Source organism: Stenotrophomonas sp. GW821-FHT09E08 (assembly GCF_059416125.1).
This window is the reverse complement of record NZ_JBWKOO010000011.1, coordinates 49,215-71,150: the sequence shown is the minus strand read 5'-3', so window position 1 is coordinate 71,150 and position 21,936 is coordinate 49,215. Positions and strand designations below refer to the sequence as shown.

The 21,936-nt window shown below is 66.5% G+C and carries 15 protein-coding genes; 8 read left to right on the top strand and 7 right to left on the bottom strand.

The annotated features are described in order from the left end of the window. Nucleotides 1–107 precede the first annotated feature (107 nt). The 3 genes from AC07M7_RS14470 (at nucleotide 108) to AC07M7_RS14460 (ending at nucleotide 4,070) form a co-directional block, all read left to right on the top strand. Nucleotides 108–1,235, top strand: coding sequence for a PilT/PilU family type 4a pilus ATPase (locus AC07M7_RS14470; RefSeq protein ID WP_046983204.1), 1,128 nt, complete (start codon nucleotides 108–110; stop codon nucleotides 1,233–1,235). A gap of 110 nt (nucleotides 1,236–1,345) precedes the next feature. Further along, nucleotides 1,346–2,629, top strand: a complete 1,284-nt coding sequence (locus tag AC07M7_RS14465; RefSeq protein ID WP_495207717.1) for a putative DNA modification/repair radical SAM protein — start codon at nucleotides 1,346–1,348, stop codon at nucleotides 2,627–2,629. After that, nucleotides 2,610–4,070, top strand: coding sequence for a UdgX family uracil-DNA binding protein (locus tag AC07M7_RS14460; protein WP_495207716.1), 1,461 nt, complete (start codon nucleotides 2,610–2,612; stop codon nucleotides 4,068–4,070). The genes AC07M7_RS14465 and AC07M7_RS14460 overlap by 20 nt, the downstream gene beginning before the upstream one ends. 45 nt (nucleotides 4,071–4,115) lie before the next feature. Here the strand turns inward: AC07M7_RS14460 and maiA are convergent, their stop codons facing one another. Continuing rightward, the gene (gene maiA, locus AC07M7_RS14455) at nucleotides 4,116–4,784 is read right to left on the bottom strand and encodes a maleylacetoacetate isomerase (RefSeq protein WP_495207715.1); all 669 of its coding nucleotides are present in this window, start codon (nucleotides 4,782–4,784) and stop codon (nucleotides 4,116–4,118) included. Between the two features lie 14 nt (nucleotides 4,785–4,798). Then, nucleotides 4,799–5,788, bottom strand: a complete 990-nt coding sequence (locus tag AC07M7_RS14450) for a fumarylacetoacetate hydrolase family protein (RefSeq protein WP_495207714.1) — start codon at nucleotides 5,786–5,788, stop codon at nucleotides 4,799–4,801. A gap of 903 nt (nucleotides 5,789–6,691) precedes the next feature. Here AC07M7_RS14450 and AC07M7_RS14445 point away from each other — a divergent pair. Continuing rightward, nucleotides 6,692–8,110, top strand: coding sequence for a DEAD/DEAH box helicase (locus AC07M7_RS14445; RefSeq protein ID WP_136639268.1), 1,419 nt, complete (start codon nucleotides 6,692–6,694; stop codon nucleotides 8,108–8,110). A gap of 569 nt (nucleotides 8,111–8,679) precedes the next feature. Here the strand turns inward: AC07M7_RS14445 and AC07M7_RS14440 are convergent. Further along, nucleotides 8,680–11,274, bottom strand: a complete 2,595-nt coding sequence (locus AC07M7_RS14440) for a M14 family zinc carboxypeptidase (protein ID WP_495207713.1) — start codon at nucleotides 11,272–11,274, stop codon at nucleotides 8,680–8,682. A gap of 74 nt (nucleotides 11,275–11,348) precedes the next feature. After that, nucleotides 11,349–13,988 carry a TonB-dependent receptor gene (locus AC07M7_RS14435; protein ID WP_495207712.1) on the bottom strand — a complete coding sequence of 880 codons (2,640 nt, stop codon included), beginning with the start codon at nucleotides 13,986–13,988 and terminating at the stop codon, nucleotides 11,349–11,351. Nucleotides 13,989–14,179: 191 nt separating this feature from the next. On the opposite strand from AC07M7_RS14435, the gene queD reads away from it, so the two are divergent. Beyond that, a complete protein-coding gene (gene queD, locus AC07M7_RS14430; RefSeq protein ID WP_046984141.1) occupies nucleotides 14,180–14,542 on the top strand; it encodes a 6-carboxytetrahydropterin synthase QueD in 363 nt (120 codons plus the stop codon). Nucleotides 14,543–14,659: 117 nt separating this feature from the next. Beyond that, a complete protein-coding gene (locus AC07M7_RS14425) occupies nucleotides 14,660–15,013 on the top strand; it encodes a phasin family protein (protein WP_046984142.1) in 354 nt (117 codons plus the stop codon). Nucleotides 15,014–15,387: 374 nt separating this feature from the next. Here AC07M7_RS14425 and asnB read toward each other — a convergent pair whose 3' ends face one another. Beyond that, entirely contained in the window at nucleotides 15,388–17,289 is a 1,902-nt protein-coding gene (asnB, locus tag AC07M7_RS14420; protein ID WP_495207711.1) for an asparagine synthase (glutamine-hydrolyzing), read from the bottom strand. Nucleotides 17,290–17,638: 349 nt separating this feature from the next. On the opposite strand from asnB, the gene AC07M7_RS14415 reads away from it, so the two are divergent. Both AC07M7_RS14415 and AC07M7_RS14410 read left to right on the top strand, forming a co-directional pair. Continuing rightward, the gene (locus AC07M7_RS14415) at nucleotides 17,639–18,328 is read left to right on the top strand and encodes a winged helix-turn-helix domain-containing protein (protein WP_004141029.1); all 690 of its coding nucleotides are present in this window, start codon (nucleotides 17,639–17,641) and stop codon (nucleotides 18,326–18,328) included. After that, the gene (locus tag AC07M7_RS14410) at nucleotides 18,325–19,671 is read left to right on the top strand and encodes an ATP-binding protein (RefSeq protein ID WP_046983053.1); all 1,347 of its coding nucleotides are present in this window, start codon (nucleotides 18,325–18,327) and stop codon (nucleotides 19,669–19,671) included. Before AC07M7_RS14415 ends, AC07M7_RS14410 begins: the two co-directional genes overlap by 4 nt. On the opposite strand, the gene AC07M7_RS14405 is transcribed toward AC07M7_RS14410, so the two are convergent. Together AC07M7_RS14405 and AC07M7_RS14400 are read right to left on the bottom strand one after the other, a co-directional pair. Then, nucleotides 19,668–21,137, bottom strand: a complete 1,470-nt coding sequence (locus AC07M7_RS14405; protein ID WP_046983054.1) for a sensor histidine kinase — start codon at nucleotides 21,135–21,137, stop codon at nucleotides 19,668–19,670. The genes AC07M7_RS14410 and AC07M7_RS14405 overlap by 4 nt on opposite strands. Then, complete coding sequence (locus tag AC07M7_RS14400; protein ID WP_495207710.1) at nucleotides 21,134–21,853, bottom strand: response regulator transcription factor; 720 nt, start codon at nucleotides 21,851–21,853, stop codon at nucleotides 21,134–21,136. The genes AC07M7_RS14405 and AC07M7_RS14400 overlap by 4 nt, the downstream gene beginning before the upstream one ends. Nucleotides 21,854–21,936: the final 83 nt, after the last annotated feature.

Here is a 21,936-nt window from a genome sequence, read left to right as displayed (position 1 = left end):
GTCGTTTCATTGGGGAGGCCGTACCGGTTGTCGGTTCACGGCCATTGTCGTCAAGCCGACACCGTGCTGGCAACGGGCGTCGACCGTTTCGTTGGGGAAAATTCGCAATGGATATCGGCTACTTCCTGAAGCTGATGACCGAAAAGAACGCTTCGGACATGTTTCTGACCACCGGGGCTCCGGTCTACATCAAGATCGAGGGGAAGCTCTATCCGCTGGGCAATACCGGCCTGCCGCCGGGCATGGTCAAGAAGATCGCCTACTCGCTGATGGACGAGGGCCAGGTGCCGCAGTTCGAGCGCGAGCTGGAGCTGAACATGGCCATCGCCCTGCCTGATGCCGGGCGCTTCCGGGTCAATGTATTCAAGCAGCGCGGCGAAGTCGGCATGGTCATTCGCGCCATCCGCAGCCGCATCCCGAGCATCGAAGAGCTGAACCTGCCACAGGTGCTGAAGGACGTCATCATGACCCCGCGTGGGCTGGTGCTGGTGGTGGGGTCCACCGGTTCCGGCAAGTCCACCTCGCTGGCGTCGATGATCGACCACCGCAACAGCACCACCACAGGCCACATCCTCACCATCGAGGACCCGATCGAGTACCTGCACAAGCACAAGATGTCGATCGTCAACCAGCGCGAGGTCGGGCTGGACACCCATGCCTTCCACAACGCGCTGAAGAACGCGATGCGTGAAGCACCGGACGTGATCCTGATCGGCGAGATCCTGGACGCGGAAACGATGGAGGCGGCGATCGCCTTCGCCGAGACCGGTCACCTGTGCCTGGCCACCCTGCACTCCAACAACGCCGACCAGACCATCGAGCGCATCCTCAACTTCTTCCCGGAAAGCGCGCACAAGAATGTGCTGATGAACCTGGCGCTGAACCTGCGTGCGGTGGTCAGCCAGCGCCTGGTGAAGAACAAGGAAGGCCGCCGGCTGCCAGCCACCGAGGTCCTGATCAATACGCCGATGATCCGCGACCTGCTGCGCCGCGGCCAGGTGCACGAGATCAAGGCGGCGATGGAAGGCTCGCTGGAAGAAGGCATGGAGAGCTTCGACCAGTGCCTGTTCCGGCTGGCCAAGGCCGGCACCATCGAGCAGGAAGAAGCGTTGCGTGCGGCTGACTCGCGTGATGGCCTGGCCCTGAAGTTCCGACTGTCCGAAGGCAGCAGCGGCGACCACGACCCGTACGCCGATTTCTCGGCCGGTGCGCCCAGCATCACCCACGGCTTCTGATCCTCGCACTGCTCTTTCGATACCGGTAGCGCCGGGCCATGCCCGGCGGAAGCCTGAAGGATTCAGGGGCGGTCTCATCCAATGAGACCCCTCATCCGTAGGTTTCCTCAATGGAAACCATCCGCAAGCTGGCCATCCTGGCCGATGCCGCCAAATACGACGCCTCCTGCGCCTCCAGTGGCTCGGGCAAGCGCGATTCGCGCGCCAGCGGCGGCATTGGCAGCACCGAAGGCATGGGCATCTGCCACAGCTATACGCCGGACGGCCGCTGCGTTTCATTGCTGAAGATCCTGCTGACCAACTTCTGCGTCTACGACTGCGCCTACTGCGTGAACCGGGTCTCCAGCAACGTAGCCCGTGCGCGCTTCAGCGTGGACGAGGTGGTCGCGCTCACCCTGGACTTCTACAAGCGCAATTACATCGAGGGGCTGTTCCTGTCCAGCGGCATCATCCGCAATGCGGACTACACCATGGAGCAGATGGTGGAGGTTGCCCGGCAACTGCGCGAAGAGCACCGCTACGCCGGCTACATCCATCTCAAGACCATTCCCGAGGCTTCGCCCGAGCTGCTGGCCAGTGCCGGGCGCTACGCCGACCGCCTGTCGATCAACGTCGAACTGCCGACCGAAGCCGGCCTGATCGCGTTGGCGCCGGAGAAGACGGTGCATTCGATACGCGGCGCCATGGGCGAACTACGCTGGCGCATCGAGGAAGCCAAGGAGGCGCGCAAAGCCCCCGCAGCGGTGGCGCCGACGGCCAGCCGCAGTACACGCCCGCGCCCTCCCCGTTTCGCACCAGCCGGGCAGAGCACGCAGATGATCGTCGGCGCGGACGGGGCCAACGACCAACAGATCCTGGCCAGCGCCGATGCGCTGTACGGCAACTACCGCATGCGCCGGGTGTACTACTCCGCGTTCAGCCCGATTCCGGACGCCAGCCGGCAGCTGCCACTGCAACCGCCCCCGCTGCAGCGCGAACATCGCCTCTACCAGGCCGACTGGTTGCTGCGCTTCTACGGGTACGGCGTGGAAGAAATCACCGATACCGCCCAGAACGGCATGCTGGACCTGGACATCGACCCGAAGATGGCTTGGGCGATCCGCCACCCCGAGCGCTTTCCGGTCGATCTGAACCGGGCACCGAAGGAAATGCTGCTGCGCGTTCCCGGCCTCGGCGTGCGCAACGTCAAGCGCGTGCTGATGGCACGCCGCCACGGGCGGCTGCGCGTGGCCCACATTGCGCGCCTGAAGGCACCGATGAGCAAGATGCTGCCGTTCGTGCTGCTGGCTGACCATCATCCGCGCAAAGCGCTGGACGACCCGGCGGCGCTGCGCGCGCAGCTGGCCCCGCCCGCGCGACAGGGTTCGCTGTTCGATGCACCGTCCGCGGCCTGACGCGCAGCGCTGGTCGCTGCGGGTGGATCCGCCATGGTCGCTGGAGGCCTGGCGCAACGGTGCGCGTGAAGCCCTGCTGCGCGACGTCGCGCCGGAGCAGCTGGACTGGCTGGAGGGCAGCGACGCATCACTGCTGGATGCACCCGCGGTCACCTCGGCGCCCGTGCAGGCCGATGCTGGCACACCGAACGTACCGCGCGACTTCCTAGAGCTGGCGGCCACCTGCCTGTGTCATCGCGACGGGCAGCGCATGGCCCTCCTGTACCGGTTGCTGTGGCGCATCACCCATGGCGAACGCTCGGTGCTGTCAAACCCTGCCGATGCCGACGTACTGCGGGCGATGGCCATGGCCCAGGCGGTCCGCCGTGACACGCACAAGATGAAGGCATTCGTGCGCTTCCGCGAGGTGCCTGGCCAGCCAGATGCGTTCATCGCCTGGTTCGAGCCACAGCACTATATTGTCGATCGGGTCGCGCCGTTCTTCGCGCGCCGCTTCACCGGCATGCGCTGGGCCATTCTCACGCCTTCGCGCAGCGTCGCCTGGGATGGGCAGGCACTTGCCTTCGGCCCCGGCGCACGGTGCGAGGATGCCCCGGCCGAGGATGCGCGCGAATCACTGTGGCAGACCTACTACGCCAGCATCTTCAATCCGGCGCGACTCAATACACGGATGATGATGCAGGAGATGCCGGCGAAGTATTGGCGCCACCTGCCGGAAGCTCAGCTGCTGCCACGCCTTGTGCGCGATGCGGCCGACCGCGTGCAGGAAATGCATGACCGTCCCGCGCAGGCACCGCAGCGACGGATTCCCCTGCGAGCGAACGCTGCGACATCGGCGACCGAAGCCAGCAGCCTGGAGAATCTGCGCGGACAGGCCAGCGCCTGCCGCCAGTGCCCGCTCTGGGAGCAGGCCACGCAGACCGTGTTCGGGCAGGGGCCGGCAGACGCCAAGGTGATGCTGGTCGGAGAACAGCCTGGCGATACCGAGGACCTGCGCGGACAGCCGTTCGCAGGACCTGCCGGCCAGCTGCTGGACCGCGCACTGGTGGAACTGGGAATCGATCGCGCCCAGCTGTACCTCACCAACGCGGTGAAGCACTTCCACCATGAACGGCGCGGCAAGGTGCGGCTGCACAAGCGGCCGGAAAGCCGCCACATCCAGGCCTGCCGCCCTTGGCTGATGGGTGAGATCGCCCGCGTGCGACCCCAGGTGATCGTGTGCCTCGGCGCGACAGCGGCAGCCTCGGTATTCGGTCGTGATTTCGACCTCTCACGCGACCGCGGACGCTGGCACGCCCTGGAGGAAGGCACGCGCGGGTACGCCACGGTGCACCCGGCATGGGTGTTGCGGCAGACTGACGATGCGCGCCGCGAGGATGCCTACCGGTTGTTCCGCGATGACCTGGCCCGATTGCAGCAGAAAGGGGACGGAGGGGATTAAGTCGTAAGTGTACATACGACTTAATCCCCTCCGTCCCCTCTACTTTCAGGCCGCGTCGAGCTGGTTTTCCGGGCGTGCGCGCTCGAAGGCGTCCAGCGCTTGGCAGGCGGCCTCGATGCGGCGCAGAGTCGGGTACGGCGCCAGGTCCAGGCCGAAGCGGTGCGCGTTGTACAGCTGCGGCAGCAGGCAGATGTCGGCCAGGCCTGGGCGGTCGCCGTGGCAGAATGTGCCGGTGTCGCGGCTGTTGGCCAGCATTGCCTCCATCGCCGTAAAGCCTTCGGCGATCCAGTGCAGGGTCCATTGCGTGCGGGCGTCGGCCGGCACCTGCAGGCTGCGCTCCAGGTACTGCATCACCCGCAGGTTGTTGATCGGGTGGATGTCGCAGGCCACCAGCTGGGCCAGCGCACGCACCCGCGCACGACCGGCAGCATCAGCTGGCAACAGCGGCACCTGCGGAAAGCGCTCATCCAGGTACTCCAGGATCGCCAGCGACTGGATCAGCGCATGCCCTTCATGCAGCAGGGTCGGCACCAGCTGCTGCGGATTGAGCGCGCGATAGGCGTCGAGATGCTGCTCGCCGCCTTCGCGCACCAGGTGCACCGGCCGGGCCTCCCAGGCCAGGCCCTTCAGCTCCAGGCCGATACGCACGCGGTAGGCGGCGCTGGATCGCCAGTAGGTGTACAGCACGATGCCGTCGTCGACCGGGATCTCCATCGCCGCCTCCATGCTCAGGGCTTGGCCGCCTGTTCGATGCGCTGCTCGATCGCACCGAAGATGCTGTTGCCGGCGGCATCGAGCATCTCGATGCGAACCACGTCGCCGAAGGACATGAACGGCGTGCTCGGCTTGCCGTCGCGCAGGGTTTCGACCACGCGCTGTTCGGCGAAGCAGGAGGCACCCTTGCTGGTGTCTTCGTTGGCGATGGTGCCCGAGCCAACGATGGTGCCGGCGCTGAGCGGACGGGTCTTGGCCGCATGCGCGACCAGCTGGGCGAAGTTGAACTGCATGTCCACGCCCGCTTCCGGCGCACCGAACCACTGGCCGTTGATGTGGGTCAGCAGCGGCAGGTGCACCTTGCTGTCCTGCCAGGCGGCGCCCAGCTCATCGGGGGTGACGAACACCGGCGACAGCGCCGAACGCGGCTTGGACTGCAGGAAGCCGAAGCCCTTGGCCAGCTCACCCGGAATCAGGTTGCGCAGCGAGACGTCATTGACCAGGCCGACCAGCTGGATATGGCCCGCAGCCTGTTCCGGGGTGGCCGCCATCGGCACGTCGTCGGTGATCACCACGATCTCGGCTTCCAGGTCGATGCCGTACTCCTCGCTGACCACTTTGACCGCATCGCGCGGGCCATGGAAGCCGGCGCTGGTGGCCTGGTACATCAGCGGATCGGTGTAGAAGCTCTCCGGCACCTCGGCACCACGCGCGCGGCGGACGCGCTCGACGTGCGGCAGGTAGGCGCTGCCATCGACGAACTCATAGGCGCGCGGCATAGGTGCGGCCAGCGCCTGCGGGTCCAGGTCGAACACGCCATCGGCGTCGCCGGCGTTGAGCGATTCGTACAGCGCGTTAAGGCGCGGCGCGATGTGGCTCCAGTCTTCCAGGGCCTGCTGCAGGGTGGCGGCAATGCCGGTGGCGCGCACGCCGTGGCGCAGGTCACGCGAGACGACGATCAGGGTGCCGTCGCGGCCGCCTTCCTTCAAAGAACCAAGCTTCATGGGTGGGTGTCCGGAGTCATGGGCAAACAAGTTTCAAGTGTAATCAAATATGCGGCGGCGCCAAGCTGCAGCGCCGCATCGGCCCACCCTACCGCAGCAGGGGGTTCGGCAGGGCTTGCAGCCCTGCACCTGCTTCAAGCCAGAGCAACAGCCGAAGCAACAGCAACAGCGGGCATTCCGTGGGATGGCGGGGCACTGTGGGTTTGCGGGGACGCCGTAAACCCGTCCATGGGGGCTTGGTCGCGGCATCCATGCCGCTCACACCCCGCAAACCCACAGTACCCCGCCTTCGACAGTAGGCCGGTGGCCAGTAGATCAACGCCATGCGTGGATGAATCTCCATTGAAATCGAATATTTCGACAATTGAACGAAGAGCATCCACGCATGGCGTGGATCTACCGCAGATCGCGGAAAACTGTCGAAGGCGGGGTGGGTCCGGTGGCGGGAGTGTCCGCGGCATGGACGCCGTGAACCCGTCCATGGGGGCTTGGCCGCGGCATCCATGCCGCGGACACTCCCGCCACCGGACCCACCCCGCCATACCTCAGGAAATCGGCTTTTGACGTTGACGTTGCTTCGGCTTCGGCGGGTGCAGGGCGCAGCCCTGCAGACAGAACCACTACCTGAACAGGCCGTTTTGCGCGGGGTCTCAACCATCGGTTAGACTATGCGGGTCTGCAGCGGCCGTCCGTTTCCCTCCGGGATCGCCGGCGACCTGGGTCCGCCCACTTCGCCCGCCCCCACTCCGACGCCGTTCGTCACGCATTCCAGCCTGCGCTCCGTGCCGGCTGCACCCAATTCTCGCAGCGCGGTTCACGGGAACGCTCCGAGTCAGCCGATCAGTTTGGTCTGCCCCCGTCTGTCCGTTCGGACAGGCGTTTCTTGTACTTGGAGCAATCTCAATGTCTTTTGAATCTCTGGGCCTTGCGCCCTTCCTGCTGCGTGCGCTCGCCGAGCAGGGCTACGAAACCCCGACCCCGATCCAGCAGCAGGCGATCCCGCTGGTGCTGGCCGGCCGCGACCTGCTGGCCGGCGCGCAGACCGGTACCGGCAAAACCGCTGCCTTTGGCCTGCCGCTGCTGCAGCACCTGGGCACCGCCTCGCAGGAAGTGCGTACCGGCCCGCGCAAGCCGCGCGCCCTGATCCTGGCCCCGACCCGCGAGCTGGCCACCCAGGTGCATGACAGCCTGCGCGGTTACAGCAAGTACCTGCGCATTCCCAGCGCCTGCATCTACGGCGGCGTCGGCATGGGCAACCAGCTGGACATCCTGCGCCGTGGCGTGGACCTGCTGGTGGCCTGCCCGGGCCGCCTGATCGACCACCTGGAGCGTCGCAGCATCGACCTGTCCGGCATTGAACTGCTGGTGCTGGACGAAGCCGACCGCATGCTCGACATGGGCTTCCTGCCCTCGATCAAGCGCATCCTGGCCAAGCTGCCCAAGCAGAACCGCCAGACCCTGCTGTTCTCGGCCACCTTCGAGGACAACATCCGCCAGCTGGCGCTGGAATTCATGCGCAACCCGGAGCAGATCCAGGTCACGCCGAAGAACACCGTCGCTGAAACCATCACCCATCGCGTGCACCCGGTCGATGGCGGCCGCAAGCGCGACCTGCTGCTGCACTTGCTGGCGCAGGACAGCCGCGAGCAGACCCTGGTGTTTGCCCGCACCAAGCACGGCAGCGACAAGCTGGCTGCGTTCCTGGAAAAGTCCGGCATCAAGACCGCGGCGATCCACGGCAACAAGAGCCAGGGCCAGCGCCTGCGTGCACTGGGCGATTTCAAGGCCGGCCGGGTGACCGTGCTGGTGGCTACCGATATCGCTGCGCGCGGTATCGACATCAACGAGCTGCCGAAGGTGATCAACTTCGATCTGCCGATGGTGGCCGAAGACTACGTGCATCGCATCGGCCGTACCGGCCGCAACGGCGCCACCGGCCAGGCAATCTCGCTGGTCGCGCAGGATGAAGTGAAGCTGCTGCGTGCGATCACCCGCCTGCTCGGCCGCGACATGGATATCCGCGATGTGCCGGGCTTCGAGCTGCAGGTGCCGATCCGCTGGGGCAACAGTGCACCGGGCAAGGCCGAGCACGAAACCGGTGAGCGCGCACCGCGCAAGAACCACGCGCGCCGTCCGCACGGCGATGCACCGCGTCACGCGCATGCCGGCCCGAAGAAGGCTGGCGGTGGTCGTCGTGAGGGCGGTGGCAATGGCCAGCAGCGTGCCGGTGCAGGCGCCGGTCAGGGCCAGCGTCGTGGCGGTGGTGGCAATGGTGGCGGCCGTGGCCGCGGCCAGGGCGGCGGCGGCGGTCGCGCCGGCTGATCCCAGCTGACAGGGATGGCGTCTCCCGCTGCGCGGGGGCTGCTTATCGGGGGACGACGCTTACGCGTCGTCCCTTTTTTGTTGCGGGCTACCGGATGGTTTGAAAGCTGGCGGTGGGTTTTGTGTGGGCGTTGGGGAGCGGGGGCGGTGCAAAACACGCCGTAAACCCATCCATGGGGGCTCGTAGGCGCCATCCATGGCGCCTGCGGTTTTGCACCGCCCCCGCTCCCCAACGCTTCAGACATTTCCAGCGCCTACTTGTCCCGCCGGGTAGCCGGGAGAAGAAGGATCAAATTCAAATTCAAATTCAAATTCAAATTCAAAGACAAAGACAAAAGCCGGAATTCCAGCTTTTGCTTTTGCTTTTGCTTTTGCTTTCGCCCTTGCTCCCGCCTTGCGGTTCGATGCGTCCGCGCCCGCAGGAAACTGTCGAGGGGAGGCCGGGCGGGGTGCGCAGGACCGTTGGCGCCATGGATGGCGCCATCGAGCCCCCAAGGACGGGTTTACGGCGTGTCCTGCGCAGCCCGCCCGGCCTCCCCATACACGCATCAATCAAGACGCCAAACGCCTCAACCCCGCGCTTTACTCGGATTCACCAGATTCCCGAAGAAGATCGCGTTGATCAACAGCCGATCGGTCCCGTGCCAGTACTTGCGGTGCGCCGGATCATCCGCAAACAACACCACGTTGCCCTGCCCCTGCGCCGAGACCAGCAGCCACGCGCTGCCGGCCACGCGGCTGCGGTTGCGCTCGGACAGATAGCCGTTCACCCGCGGCGTGTCATCGATGCGCACCACCGTGGAGAACGGGTTCGCGCTCGGCTGCAACGTCACCGTGTTCTCCTTGTTGATCGCCAGCTGCCGGCGCGGCACGCCGAAGGCCAGCGGATGGCTGGTGTCCACATCAGCGCTGAGGATGTTGCCGTTGACGCGCTCGATCGCAGCAATGTCACGCTGGTCGCCGAACGCGCGGCGGCTTTCGTCAGCAGCGTCTTCTTCCTTGCCGAGCTTCTCGCCGTCGGCCAACTTCTGTTCGATCGCCCACTTCGAGGCACTACCGTAGGTCACCAGCGAACCACCGGCCTGCACCCAGCGCTTCAGTGCGGCCACTGCCGTGGTATCGACGCCGGTGTACGTGCCGCCCGACAGCACGATGGTGGTGTAGCGGTCCAGCGGCACTTTGCCCAGCTGTTGCGGGTCCAGCTTGCTGGCCGGCAGATGCAGCTGCTGATCGAGCAGGAACCAGGCCGAACCGATTTCGGTGGCGGCCACACCCTCGCCCATCACCAGCGCGACGGCGGGCTTGCGCAGCGCCTTGACACCGTCACTGCCGAGGTCGATGCCCTCGCGGCTGCGGCCGCTCGCCAGCGAGTGCACCTGCACACCGGCGTCGCGTGCGGCGGCGGTCACCGCCTCGAGCAACGCCGCATCCTGCAACGGTTGACCGGCGACCGGAATCACCAGGCTGCCAGCAGCGAAGTTGACCTCGCCCTGTGCGGTCGCTGTGGTGAACGACTGGAACGCCGCACGCGCGCTCAATCCCTTGTCCTGCAGCGCGGCCAACGCACGCCCGGCCTTGTAGTCGCGCCAGTCGATGGCATAGGCGAACCCGGCCTGGCCACCCAGCACCGCGCCCTGCGCTGCCGGCACCGCAGTCACGCGCGCGCCGCCTTCGATACGGCTGCGGCTGCCGGCGAAGGCCACGCCATACGCGGGTGCGATCGCATAGCTGGTGCTGCCGTAGAATACATCCCCCTTGATCGCCGGTGTCTCGGCAAAAATCGAATGCACCAGGCGGAACTGCGCCTGCTGCACCGGCACCACGTAGGCGCTGCCCGCTTCGAAGTGTTGCCCATCGACACTGACTGCACGATCCAGCGCGCGCACCTCGATGCGATGCAGCAGCAACAGTTCCAGCAGGCGCCGGGTCAATGCAGGGTCATGCGCATCACCGAACACGAAGCTCTTCACCGGCTGCTGCGCGGCCTGCTTCAGCGCGCTCTGGAAGAACTGCTTCTGCAGGTCGAACAGCCCGCTGCGCTCGCTCACCGCGCCGCGCACTGTACCCAGACCGGTAGCGACCTGATTGCGGATGGTGAACGGGAAGGTCAACAGGCCGTTCACTGATTCCTGCACGCGGCCGCGCGAACTGGCCTGTTCAACGGTGACGCCCACTGCACCATGGAAGTCCGGATAGGTTGAGCCGTAGACCGGCGAGAAGTTGTCGAAATTCTCGCCGGTGTAGTACAGCGACCCCAACGCATCCAACGCCTGCGCGTGGTACTTGGCCAGGGTCTTGTTGAACTCGTACGAAGCCGGCGGAATCAGCGGGCTGTGCATGCTCTTCGGCGAGGGCTCGAAGTAGTAGGTACTGTCCTTGCCCATCTCGTGGAAGTCGATCTGCACGTTCGGGTACCACTGGTGGAACACCTCCACCTTCGGCCGCGAATCCTGCTGGGTCAGGGCAAGCCAGTCACGGTTGAGATCGGTGAAGTAGTGGTTGGTGCGGCCCTGCGGGAACGGCTCGACGTGCTCCTTGTCGGCCGGGTCGGCCGAGGCTGGATCGGAGGCCCACGCGTTGTGCCAGTTGGCCGCACGATCACGGCCATCCGGGTTCTGCGCCGGGTCGAACAGCACCACCGCCTGCTGCAGCCACTGCTGGGTTTCGGCACTACGACTGGCCACAAGGTAGTAGGCGGTCAACATCGCCGCCTCGGCACTGGAGGTCTCGTTGCCATGCACGCTGTAGCCCAGCCACACCACCACCGGGCTGTCACCGGCGGCGCTGCGCGGCTGCGCCGGATCGGCCAGGGTCGCGTGCTGCTGGCGGATCTGTTCCAGCCGCGCATGATTGCCTGCAGCGGTGACGGTGGCGATCAGCAACGGGCGACCTTCATAGCTGCGGCCGATCTCGCGCACGCTGATCTTGTCCGAGCGTTTCGCCAGTTCCTGGAAGTACGCCACCAGCTGGTCGTGCCGGGTGTAACGGCTGCCGATCGGGTAGCCGAGAAACTGCTCGGGCGTGGGCACCGATGCATCGAACGCCGCTGCGTCGCTGACCTGCGGGAAGAAGTAGGCGCTCTGCGCCTGCGCCGGCTGCGGCGAGGACAGTGCGGTGGCGGCGGCAAGCAGCAACGGAAGAACGGCATGGCGATGCAAGGACACGGTGACTCCCCTGGAACACAACGGCAGACGATCGCGCGGCCGGTCCCTTCAGTTGACCGGCCGCGGCAGATGGATCAGAAGCGATAGTCGAAGCCCAGCGTGAAGTAGCGGCCACGCAGGTCGTACTGACTGAAGTCGTACGGCGCGCGGATGCCCGGGAACGAGGCGTCGTACGGCGGCGTCTTGTCGGCCAGGTTCTGCACCTTGGCGTACACGGTCAGCTTGTCGATGCCGGTGTAGGCCAGGTACAGGTCGTACTGGCTGTAGCTGCCGACCTGCTGCTGCACGGCCTTGGCGGCGGTGCTGGCTTCCTGGCGATAGCTGCTGGTGTAGTACCAGGTCACCGCCGCGTTGAAGTCGCCGTACTTCCAGTCCAACGTGGTGGTCGCCTTGTCCTTGGGCAGGGTCGCGCCCAGGTTGCTGCCCGCATAGTCCACCAGCGGGCCACCGACCACGGTCGGGCGACGGTAATCGCGCACATGGGTATAGGCCGAAGACACGGTGAAGTCACCGAACGCAGCGGTCGGGATGCGCTGGCGCAGTTCGACATCGATGCCCGAAGTCTTCAACTCGCTAAGGTTCTGGTAGCGGTTGTAGACCGCCTGCAGCTTGCCGCGCTCGTCGCGCTGCACCGCACCGGCGACATTGTCGTTGACCAGGGTCTGGGTGTTGTTGGTACCGACCAGGTTGTCCAGCTGGATGCGGTAGTAGTCCACGCTCAGGTTGGTATTGGCCCACGGCGACAGCACCACGCCGAAGTTCAGGCTCTTGGTCCGCTCCGGCTTCAATTCGTTGTTGCCAACGGTGAAGAAGGTCGGGTTCTGCCGCGAGCCAGGCACGTCCGGATCACGCGGATCGACCACGCTGCCGTAGGCGATGCTGGTGCTGTTGGAGTTCTCAGACAGCGATGGCGCACGGAAGCCCTTCGACGCCGAGGCACGCACCAGCAGGAAGTCCAACGGCTGCCAACGCAGCCCGATCTTCGGCGAGAACGCATCGCCGAAATCATCGTAGTGATCGGCGCGCGCGGCGGCGGACAGCTCCAGCGTCGAGGCCAGCGGCACGTTCACTTCGGCGTAGGCCGCACTGACCTGGCGTTTGCCGTGCACTTCGGCAATGGCCGGGCGCACCTGCAGGCCGGCATCGATCTGCCACGGGTTGTTGGAGTCGAGCTTCTCGCGGCGCCACTCGGCACCGGCAGCGAAACCGATCTCGCCGGCCCAGGTATGGCCGAGGCTGCCGGAGATCTTCGCGTCGATGCCCTGCAGCTTGGACTCGGCCGGACGCAGCGTGGCGATGTTGATCGAGTCACGCACCGACTGCGGCGTCGCGGCCGGATTCAGCAGGTTGTAACTGCCGGTGGCCAGCGCATCGGCCAGCGCCCAGCGGTTGGCGAAGCCGCCGGAGACGGTTTCGCGCTCGCTGCTGCGCGCGCCGAACGCCGCCACTTCCCAGTCCCACTTCGCGGTGGTGCCACGCAGGCCGAACACGCCGCGGTAGGCGGTGGAGCGGTTGGTCTTGAGGGTGCCGCCGAGGTCGAAGAAGGTGTATTCGATCGGGATCGCACGGCCGTACGGGTTGTACGGATTGTTGGCCGGCAGCAGCGACGACACCGGCTCGGCCAGGCCACTGTCCGCGTTCAGTGCGAAGCGGCCACTCTCCAGGGTGAAGAAGGGGCTGCTGCCGAACCACGCGGTGCTCTTGATCTGGCTGTACAGCACTTCGCCGAAGGCTTCGACGTTGTCGTTCAGGCGGAAGGTACCGTTGGCATAGGCCTGGTAGCGCTTGGTCGAAGGGATCAGCGTGGTGAACGGCGCTTGGTTGAAACCGCAGGTATCACCGGCCAGGCCGTCGATCGGCGCGCTGGCAACGCGGGTGGTGCCGGTGGGGCAGTTGCCGTTGGCATCGAGCATCGGCACGGAGGTGCCATTGACCAGATAGCGCGCGCCCTTGGCCGACCAGCCGTTCCAGCGGCCGCCGGGCTTGTCGGTGTAGATGCCGCTCTTGGTCAGGTTGCGCTCGTCCTGGTCCAGTCGCTCGCGGTTGTAGCCCTGCAGGCTGAAGAGGATGTTGTAGCCGTCCTTGTCGATGTCGCCCAGGCCACCAACGAACTTCAGGTTCTGCTCGTGCAGGCCGCCCTGGTCGGCGCCGCCGAAGCTGCCACCGATCTCGGCGCCTTCGAAGTTCTGCCGGGTGATGATGTTGACCACGCCGGCCACGGCGTCGGAGCCGTACACCGCCGAGGCACCGTCCTTGAGCACTTCGATGCGCTCGACTGCGACCAGCGGCAGCGCGTTGAGATCGACGAAGGTGTCGGACAGGCCGCCAGCGGGGAAGCCATAGTTGGCCAGGCGGCGGCCGTTGAGCAGCACCAGCGTGTTCTTCTGCGAAAGACCGCGCAGGCCGATGCCGGCCGAGCCGGAGGCCCAGCCGTTGTTGGTGGTTTCGTTGCTGGCGTTGCCGGTATTGGCCGAGATCGAACGCAGCACGTCGGCCACGGTGGCCTTGCCGGTCTGTTCCAGCTGCTGGCGACCGATCACCTGCACCGGGTTTGAGGCCTCGGTATCGGCACGTTTGATGTTGGAACCGGTGACGCGGACGGCAGCGAGGGTGCTGGCTTCGCCACTGGCGGCGGCGGAGGTTTCGGCGGCGGCGGACAAAGGCGCGGCCAGAGCGACGGCCAGGGCCGCCACGAGCAGGGTGTGCTTGGGCATGACGATGTGGGGGAGGTGGTAAGGGCGACGAAGTTCCGCAGTAATCCATGCCTGGCCGGGGGCGACCAATAACATCTCTTCATACGGATATAAGAGAAACTATCATCTCTTCATCCGGATGGAAAGAATTTCTTCACCGGGACCCAACATCCGCTCAGGCTCGCTGCCCGCGTGCGGCGTACAATCGCGCCATGGAAATCTTCAAAGTCTTCATGCTCGAGGCGGCGCACCGCCTCCCCAACGTGCCGCCGGGGCACAAGTGCGCGCGCCTGCATGGCCACTCGTTCCGGGTGGAACTGAAGGTCGAGGGCGAGCCCGGCGCGCAGACCGGCTGGATCATGGATTTCGGCGACGTGAAGGCGGCCTTCCAGCCGATCTACGACCGCCTGGACCATCACTACCTCAATGACATCCCCGGCCTTGAGAACCCGACCAGCGAGAACCTGGCGGTGTGGATCTGGAACGAACTCAAGCCCAGCCTGCCGGCGCTGAGCGAGATCACCGTGCACGAAACCTGCACCTCCGGCTGCCGCTACCGCGGCCCGACGACCTGATCAACCCATTGATCTGAAAGGTGTTTCAAAGGCGCCTTGGGCGCCTTTGTTATTTTTGTTGCATTGCCGCATCAACGGCGTATGCTGCATTGCATCAAGCCACTCCCTGATGCCCCCATGGCCTCCGCCTTCAGCGATCGCTTCAGTGATGCCACCCGCCAGCTCGCCGCCGCGGCAACGCGCGCGAACCGGTTGGCGTTGGAGAACGCGGAAAGCATGTTCGGGGTGCAGCTGAAGGCAATGGAACGCAACCTGACCGCGACCGGCGGCTGGCTCGGCGAGCTGGCCCGCAGTGACGACGCGGCCGGGGTGCTCAACAAGGGCGCACAGCTGTGGCAGGACAACCTGCAGCGGCTGGGCCAGGCCCAGCAGGACGTGGTCGGCCTCGGCCTCCAGGCCGGCAAGGCCTGGTCCGAACTGGTGCAGGGCTACAACCAATCAACGGCGGACGCGAACGGCAACAGCCACTGACGCGACGCAACGCTCATTGCATGGGTCCCTCCCCCCATGCAATCCGGACCCGGCAGATCCCTCCCTCTGCCGGGTCTTTTTTTGCCTGGCGTCTGAGTTACGAAGCGCGCCTTCGTCCGGATTCGCCGCGAACTGATGGGCCCCGCCGGGGTGGGCAGGGGCTTGGGCAGATGTCCCCCGGCGCCGGCCGTTGGCCGTCACCTCCTCCTTTACTTTGCCCAGACCCCTCCCCGCCCCGACGAGGCTCGGCTTGCGATGAGTAAAGCGCAGCGCTCGCGGCAGCCTTTCAATGAGGCGCCGGAGGACATTCGTACGCAAGGGTATCCGCGCCGCGCCATGCAGATTGAACCCGCCGCTCGCGATGCAGGAACGGCTCAGCGCCCGCGGTCACCGTGCCAGTGCTGGTGCCACGCCTGGAACATCAGCACGTTCCACAGGTGCGTGTGCCACTTGCGCTCACCCCGCAGGAAGGCCTCCCAGATGCCGCGCACGCGTACTGCATCGAAGCAGCCCTGGTTGCGCAGCAGCTGCGGGTCCAGCAGCGCCTCGGCCCAGTCGCGCAACGGACCGGCCAGCCAGCGTGCCATCGGAGGGCCGAAGCCGCGCTTGGGGCGGTACACCAGCGGTTCCGGCAGGTAACGCGCCAGCAGGTGTTTGAGGATCCGCTTGTGCTCACCGTCGTGGTATTTCAAATGCTGCGGCAGGCGCCAGGCCAGGCGCACCACCTCCATGTCCAGCAGCGGCGCACGTGTCTCCACGCCGGCCGCCATGCCGGCACGGTCGACCTTGGCGAGGATGCCCTCGGCCAGGTCCATGCGGAAATCCAGCAGCTGGATGCGCGCTTCAGCCGGCAGCGCGGTGTCCTGCTGCTGGAAGATCGTCATTGGTTCGCGCGCGCCCAGCACCACCTGTGCCGGCTGCCGCCAGCGGGTGACGCGCTGCAGGTAATGACCTTCCACGTCATTGGCGGCAACCTCGGCCACCAGCGCGCGCCAGCCACCGAGGCGCCCACGTTCGACGTTCATGCGGTTGCCGCTGCGCCGCGCCAGGTCACGCACCCAGTCCGGCAGGCCACCGCAAAGGCGTGCGTTACGCAGTGCGCGGCCATAGCTGGGATGGCCGAAGAACAGCTCATCGCCACCGTCGCCGGTCAGCGCCACCGGCTTGCGCGCGCCCAGCAGCTCGCTGGCCAACAGGGTCGGCAGCTGCGAGGCGTCGGCAAATGGCTCACACCAGACCTGAGGCAGCCGCTGCAGCAGGTCCAAACCCTGCCGCGCGTCCATACGGTGCAGGTGATGCTGCACGCCCAGGTGGCGCGCGACCTGCGAGGCCCAGTCGCTCTCATCGTGGCCCGGATCGTCGAAGCCCACCGTCCATGCCTCGATCGGCAGCGTCGACTGCGCCTGCATCATTGCCGTCACCAGTGAGGAGTCGGTGCCGCCGGACAGGAACGCGCCGCAGGCCAGCGGCGAATGCATGCGTGAAGCAATGGCCTTCTGCAGTACTGCTTCGAGCTGGTCGGTGGCCTGTTCCAGGCTGGGTGCGGGGTACAAGGGTTCCTGCAGCGCGCTGTGCATCGCATCGCGTGCGCACCAGTAGCGCGAACCACCCTGCGCGGCCTGGCTGGATCCACCGGCGGCGTGGTCGTTCAGGTCGATACGCAGCATCGCGCCGGCCACCAGCTTATGGATGCCGCGGTAGATGGTGTGCGGCGCCGGGACATAGTCGTGGCGCAGCAGCAGGCTCAGCGCATCCTGGTCGATGCTCGGCGCGAAACCGGCGAACGCCTGCAGCGCCTTCAGTTCGGAGGCGAACAGGAACTGGCCCTGGTACCAACCGTAGTACAGCGGCCGCTCGCCTACCGGGTCACGTGCCAGCCACAGCACGCGCGACTCGCGGTCCCACACACTGAAACCGAACGCGCCCTCGATACGCGACAGCGCCCGCTCCACGCCCCACTCGACAATTGCCTGCAGCAGCAGCCGTGCATCGCTGCAGCTGCGCGGCAGATCGCGCAGCTGCGACTGCAGGTCAGCCCGGTTGTACAGGCGACCGTCCAGGCACAGCACGTAACGGCCACAGTCCGAACTCAGCGGCTGCAGCGGGGTGTCGGTCGGCGCCCGGCAGTGGCCCAGCGCCAGGCCAGCCTCGGCATCGGTCCAGTAACCAATGCGGCCACGGCCACGTTGCTGCAGGGCGCGAAGCATCGGCGCCAGCTGCTGCAGCAGGTGCTCGTCCTCGGCCGGCGGCAGCCAGGCGCCGACCACGCCGCTCATCGGATACCCCCGCAATGGCGGCGGCGGGACAGGTTCGGCAGGGAGAAGGCAGCGGGCGACATGAGGACGGCACGCGGAACGGAGGAGACTCCATGCTCGGCCCGGCCCCTGCCCCGCGTCAGTCGCTTTGCTGTCAGCGATGGTCACCGGACGTATCACAAAGGTAACGTTTTGTAACGGCAACAAGCTATGCTGGACGCCAAGTTGTTGCCAGGCCTGAGGCCCGGCCCGCGCGCCAGCAACCCCGGCTGAATGGCGCCCGCCCCCAGGACCCGGGCGGCCCGATGGCTGGGATAGCATCGCCGCGCTCGTGCCGTGGCGGTACGTACGCCCCACGGAGGCCTTGAAAATGCTGGATATCGTACTGGTCGAAGACGATGCCCGCCTCGGTACGATGGTCAGCGACTATCTGCAGCGGCATGGCTACCAGGTCGCCCACGAGCGCAGTGGCGAACGCGCGGTGGCCCGGATCCTGGCCGAAAAGCCCGCCCTGGTCCTGCTGGATGTCGGCCTGCCCGACCAGGATGGTTTCGAAGTGTGTCGGCAGATCAGGCCCCACTATGACGGCATCATCTGCGTGCTGACCGCGCGTACCGACAACATCGACCAGGTGCTCGGGCTGGAACTGGGCGCCGATGACTACATCGGCAAACCGATTGAACCCCGGGTGCTGCTGGCGCGCCTGCGTGCCCATCTGCGCCGCCACCGCCGGGTCGAGCCGCGTGACGGCAGCCTGCGCTTCGGCGAGCTGAACATCGACCCGTCCACCCGTAACGTGCACCTGCAGGGCAGCCTGCTGGAGCTGACCACCGCCGAGTTCGACCTGCTGTTCCTGCTGGCCAGCAACGCCGGGCAGATCCTCGACCGCGATGCGCTGCTGCGCGGCCTGCGTGGCATCGCCTTTGACGGCCTGGACCGTTCGATCGATGCGCGCATTTCGCGCCTGCGCCGCAAACTGGGCGACAACCCGGAACAGCCGGAACGGATCAAGACCGTCCGCGGCCGCGGCTACCTGTTCAGCCGCTCGGCATGGGGATGAAGCGCACGCCCTCGGCGATGCGCGGCCACGCCTTCCACTTCCTGCGCTATGGCATCGGCTTCCTGGTCGCCCACCTGCTGCTGATCGTGCTCGGCCTGTGGGCCTGGGACGCCCTGCTGGAAGACCGCACCGAGGCCGGCCTGCAGGCCGAGATGCGCGGTACCCACTCGCTGCTGCAGCACCGTTTCGCCGAGACACCGCGCGACCAGTGGCCCGCGCTGGCGCGTGAACTCGACGCTGATTTCGCCTATGCGCTGCGCATGCTGCCACTGGCCGAGGCAGTGAAGGAACTGCCAGCCAGCCAGCGTCCCGCCTTCAACAACGGCCGCGTGCAGATCGACCTGGAACACATGCGCAGCCTGCAGCGGATCGGCGACAGCGACTATGCGGTGATGCTGGGACCGTTGGACGAAGCGCTACCCGATGAGGGATGGCAGGACAGCGAAGTGTCCGGCGTGGCGATCCTGCTGCTGATCCTGATGGTGGCCGTAGCCCTGCCGATGTACGTGATGGTCTACCGCCTGTGGCGCGATGTGTCGCAGCTGGCACAGGCCGCGCGGCAGATGCGCGACGGCCAGCTGGATACGCGTGCGCCGCGTGCCGGTACCGCGCTGGTGCGGCCGCTGGCCAATGCCTTCAACCACATGGCCGAGCAGCTGCAGCAACTGCTGGAGAGCCAGCGCGTGCTGGCACAGGCGGTGGCGCATGAAGTGCGCACACCGTTGGCACGGATGCGCTTCGGCCTGGCCGATCTGGAGGACACCGCGCTCGACGAGATCCAGCGCGATGCGCTGGGTGGCCTGCGCACCGACGTTGACCGGCTGCAGCACCTTACCGATGCCGGTGTCGAGTACGCCGCGCTGGGCCGCTGCCATCAGCTGACCCGCCAGCGCCTGCAGCTGGCCGCGCTGGTGCGCGGCGTTGTGGCCCAGTTCGCACCGCTGCCGATGCCGGTGCAGCAGGTGCTCTCACCTACCGGCCTGGTCAACGTCAACCGGCACATGCTGGAACTCGCGTTGCGAAACCTGCTCGGCAATGCCTTGCGTTATGCGCGGCGGCAGATCCGCATCGCCAGCACGGTCAACGACGGCTGGCTGTGCCTGCAGGTGGAGGACGACGGCCCGGGCATTGCGCCCGAACTGCGCGGCCAGGTGCTGCAGCCGTATGTGCGGCTGGATCCGGGCAGCCCCGGTTTCGGTCTCGGCCTGGCACTGGTGCAGGTGGTGGCCGACAAGCATGGCGGCCACGTCGAGGTAACCGATTCAGAGCTGGGCGGTGCCTGTATCCGCCTGCACCTGCCGTTGGAAACCGGCGGCATCGTGGAGTGCGAAGCGGCCTGCTAGGCCGCTGGTTCCGCACGCGGCAAGGCAAACACGAACAGCGCGCCACGCTCACTGTCGCGCAGTTCGATGCGGCGGCCATGCAGCTGCACGATCCGCTGCACGATCAGCAGGCCAAGCCCACCGTTCTCGCCACGCCGTGCGCCCAGCGCGGCCGGCGCCTGGAACAACTGCGCTCGCAGCGCCGCTGCCACGCCGGGACCATCATCGGCCACGCTCACCTCGATGCTATCCGCGGTCGCACGCAGGCACACTTCGATCCGGCCACCTTCCGGTGCGTGCCGCAATGCATTGTCGAGCAGGTTGGTCAGCACCCGCTCGACCAGGCCCAGGTCGGCACGTACCAGCGGCAGGCCCGGCGGGAATTCCGCGTGCAGGCGCTGGTTGCGCGCCTGCGCGGCCAGCTCGAACTTCTGCAGTACGTCCTGCAGCAGTTCCGGCAGCGCGAACACTTCCCACTCCAGGCGCACTTCGCCGTGCTCCAGCCGCGCCAGCTCGAACAGCGCGCGCGCCAGCCGACCAACCTTGGCGCTCTGTGCAAGCGCGATACCGAGGTACCGGCGGCGCTCGTCCGGCGACAGCGTGGCGTCCTTCAGCGCCAGCGTTTCCAGGTAGCCATGCAGCGACGACAACGGCGTACGCAGGTCGTGCGAGATGTTGGCGACCAGCTCGCGGCGCTGCAGGTCCTGCTGGCGCAGCTGCTGCCATTGTTCACCCAGCCGCTGCGCCATCTGCGCATGCGCATGTTCAAGGATCACCAGTTCGTCGCGCTCGCCTGGGCGCAGCGGCTCGGGTGGCGGCAACGGTGTCGGCGCATCGATGTCGAAGGCCTGGATGCGCCGGGTAAGCCGCCGCAGCGGACGGGTCACCCAGTAGAACGCCACCAACCCGGCCAGCAGGCCGAGGCTGCCAACCAGCATCACCGACCACCAGGTGGTGTTCCACTGGCTGCCGGCCGCGAGGTCGTCGGCGAGCATCTGCCGGTGTTCGCCGACCAGCACCACGTACACGTAGCCGGCCTGGCGACCCTGCACGATCAACGGTGCGGCGCTGAACACCTTGCGGCCATCAGCGCTGCGCGGGTCATCGCCGAGGATCGGCAGCGGCGCACCGGCCAGCAGGCGGCGCAGCGGTGCCACGTCCACCTTGTTGCGCACCAGATGGCCGCTGGGCGCATCGTGGCCGAGAATGCGGCCCTGATCGTCCAGCAGGTACACCTCGACGCTGGGATTGACCGCCATCAGCTGGCCGAACAGCGCGCGTACCGCCGCATCGCGCATGCCACTGGTGTCCATCAGTTCGCTGCGCTGGGCGATGTGTTCGGCCAGGCCCAGCGACAACCGCTGCACCACCTCCTGTTCGTGACGGGTATTGGCACGCATCTGCAGCGCCAGCAGCGCCATGCAGCACATCAGCATCAGCGCGGCGATCACCGCTGCCAGCTTCTGCCACAGATTGGGCTTGATCATGCCACCGCTCCGGTCGGGTCGACCAGCTTGTAGCCGCGGCCCCACACCGTCAGCAGCCGCCGCGGGTTGGCCGGGTCCGGCTCGATCTTGCTGCGCAGGCGGTTGATGTGGGTATTGACCGTATGCTCGTAACCATCGTGCTGGTAACCCCAGACCTGGTTGAGCAGTTCCATGCGCGCGAACACCTGGTCCGGGTGGCGTGCGAAGAACAGCAACAGGTCGAATTCGCGCGGGGTCAGTTCCAACGCGTTGCCATCCACCGAGGCGGTGCGCGCGACCGGATCCAGCTGCAGCCCACCCAGCTCGATCGCGCCAGCATCGATACGTGCGCTCTGCGCCATCGCCTCGGCGCGGCGCAACAGGGCGCGCACCCGTGCCACCAGTTCCGGCATCGAGAAGGGTTTTGCCAGATAGTCGTCCGCGCCCAGTTCCAGGCCGACAATGCGCTGGGTCTCGCTGCCGCGCGCGCTGATGATGATGATCGGCACGTAGCGCGCCATCGCGCGTGCACGCTGGCACACCTGCAGGCCGTCCACGCCTGGCAGCATCACATCCAGCACCAGAGCATCCCATGGGCCGTCCTGCTCGAGCAGGCGCAGGCCGGCGTCTCCGCTGGCAGCATGGGCGACGTCATAGCCTTCGTCAGCCAGGTGCATGCGCAGCAGGTCAGCGATGTGGGCATCGTCTTCGACGATCAGCACGCGTTTGGTCGACATCGGCAGCTCGGGGCCAGTGGGGAGGCTGCCCGCATTGTGGCGCGGGACGGCCGCCGATACCTCACGAAAAATTGAATCCTGCG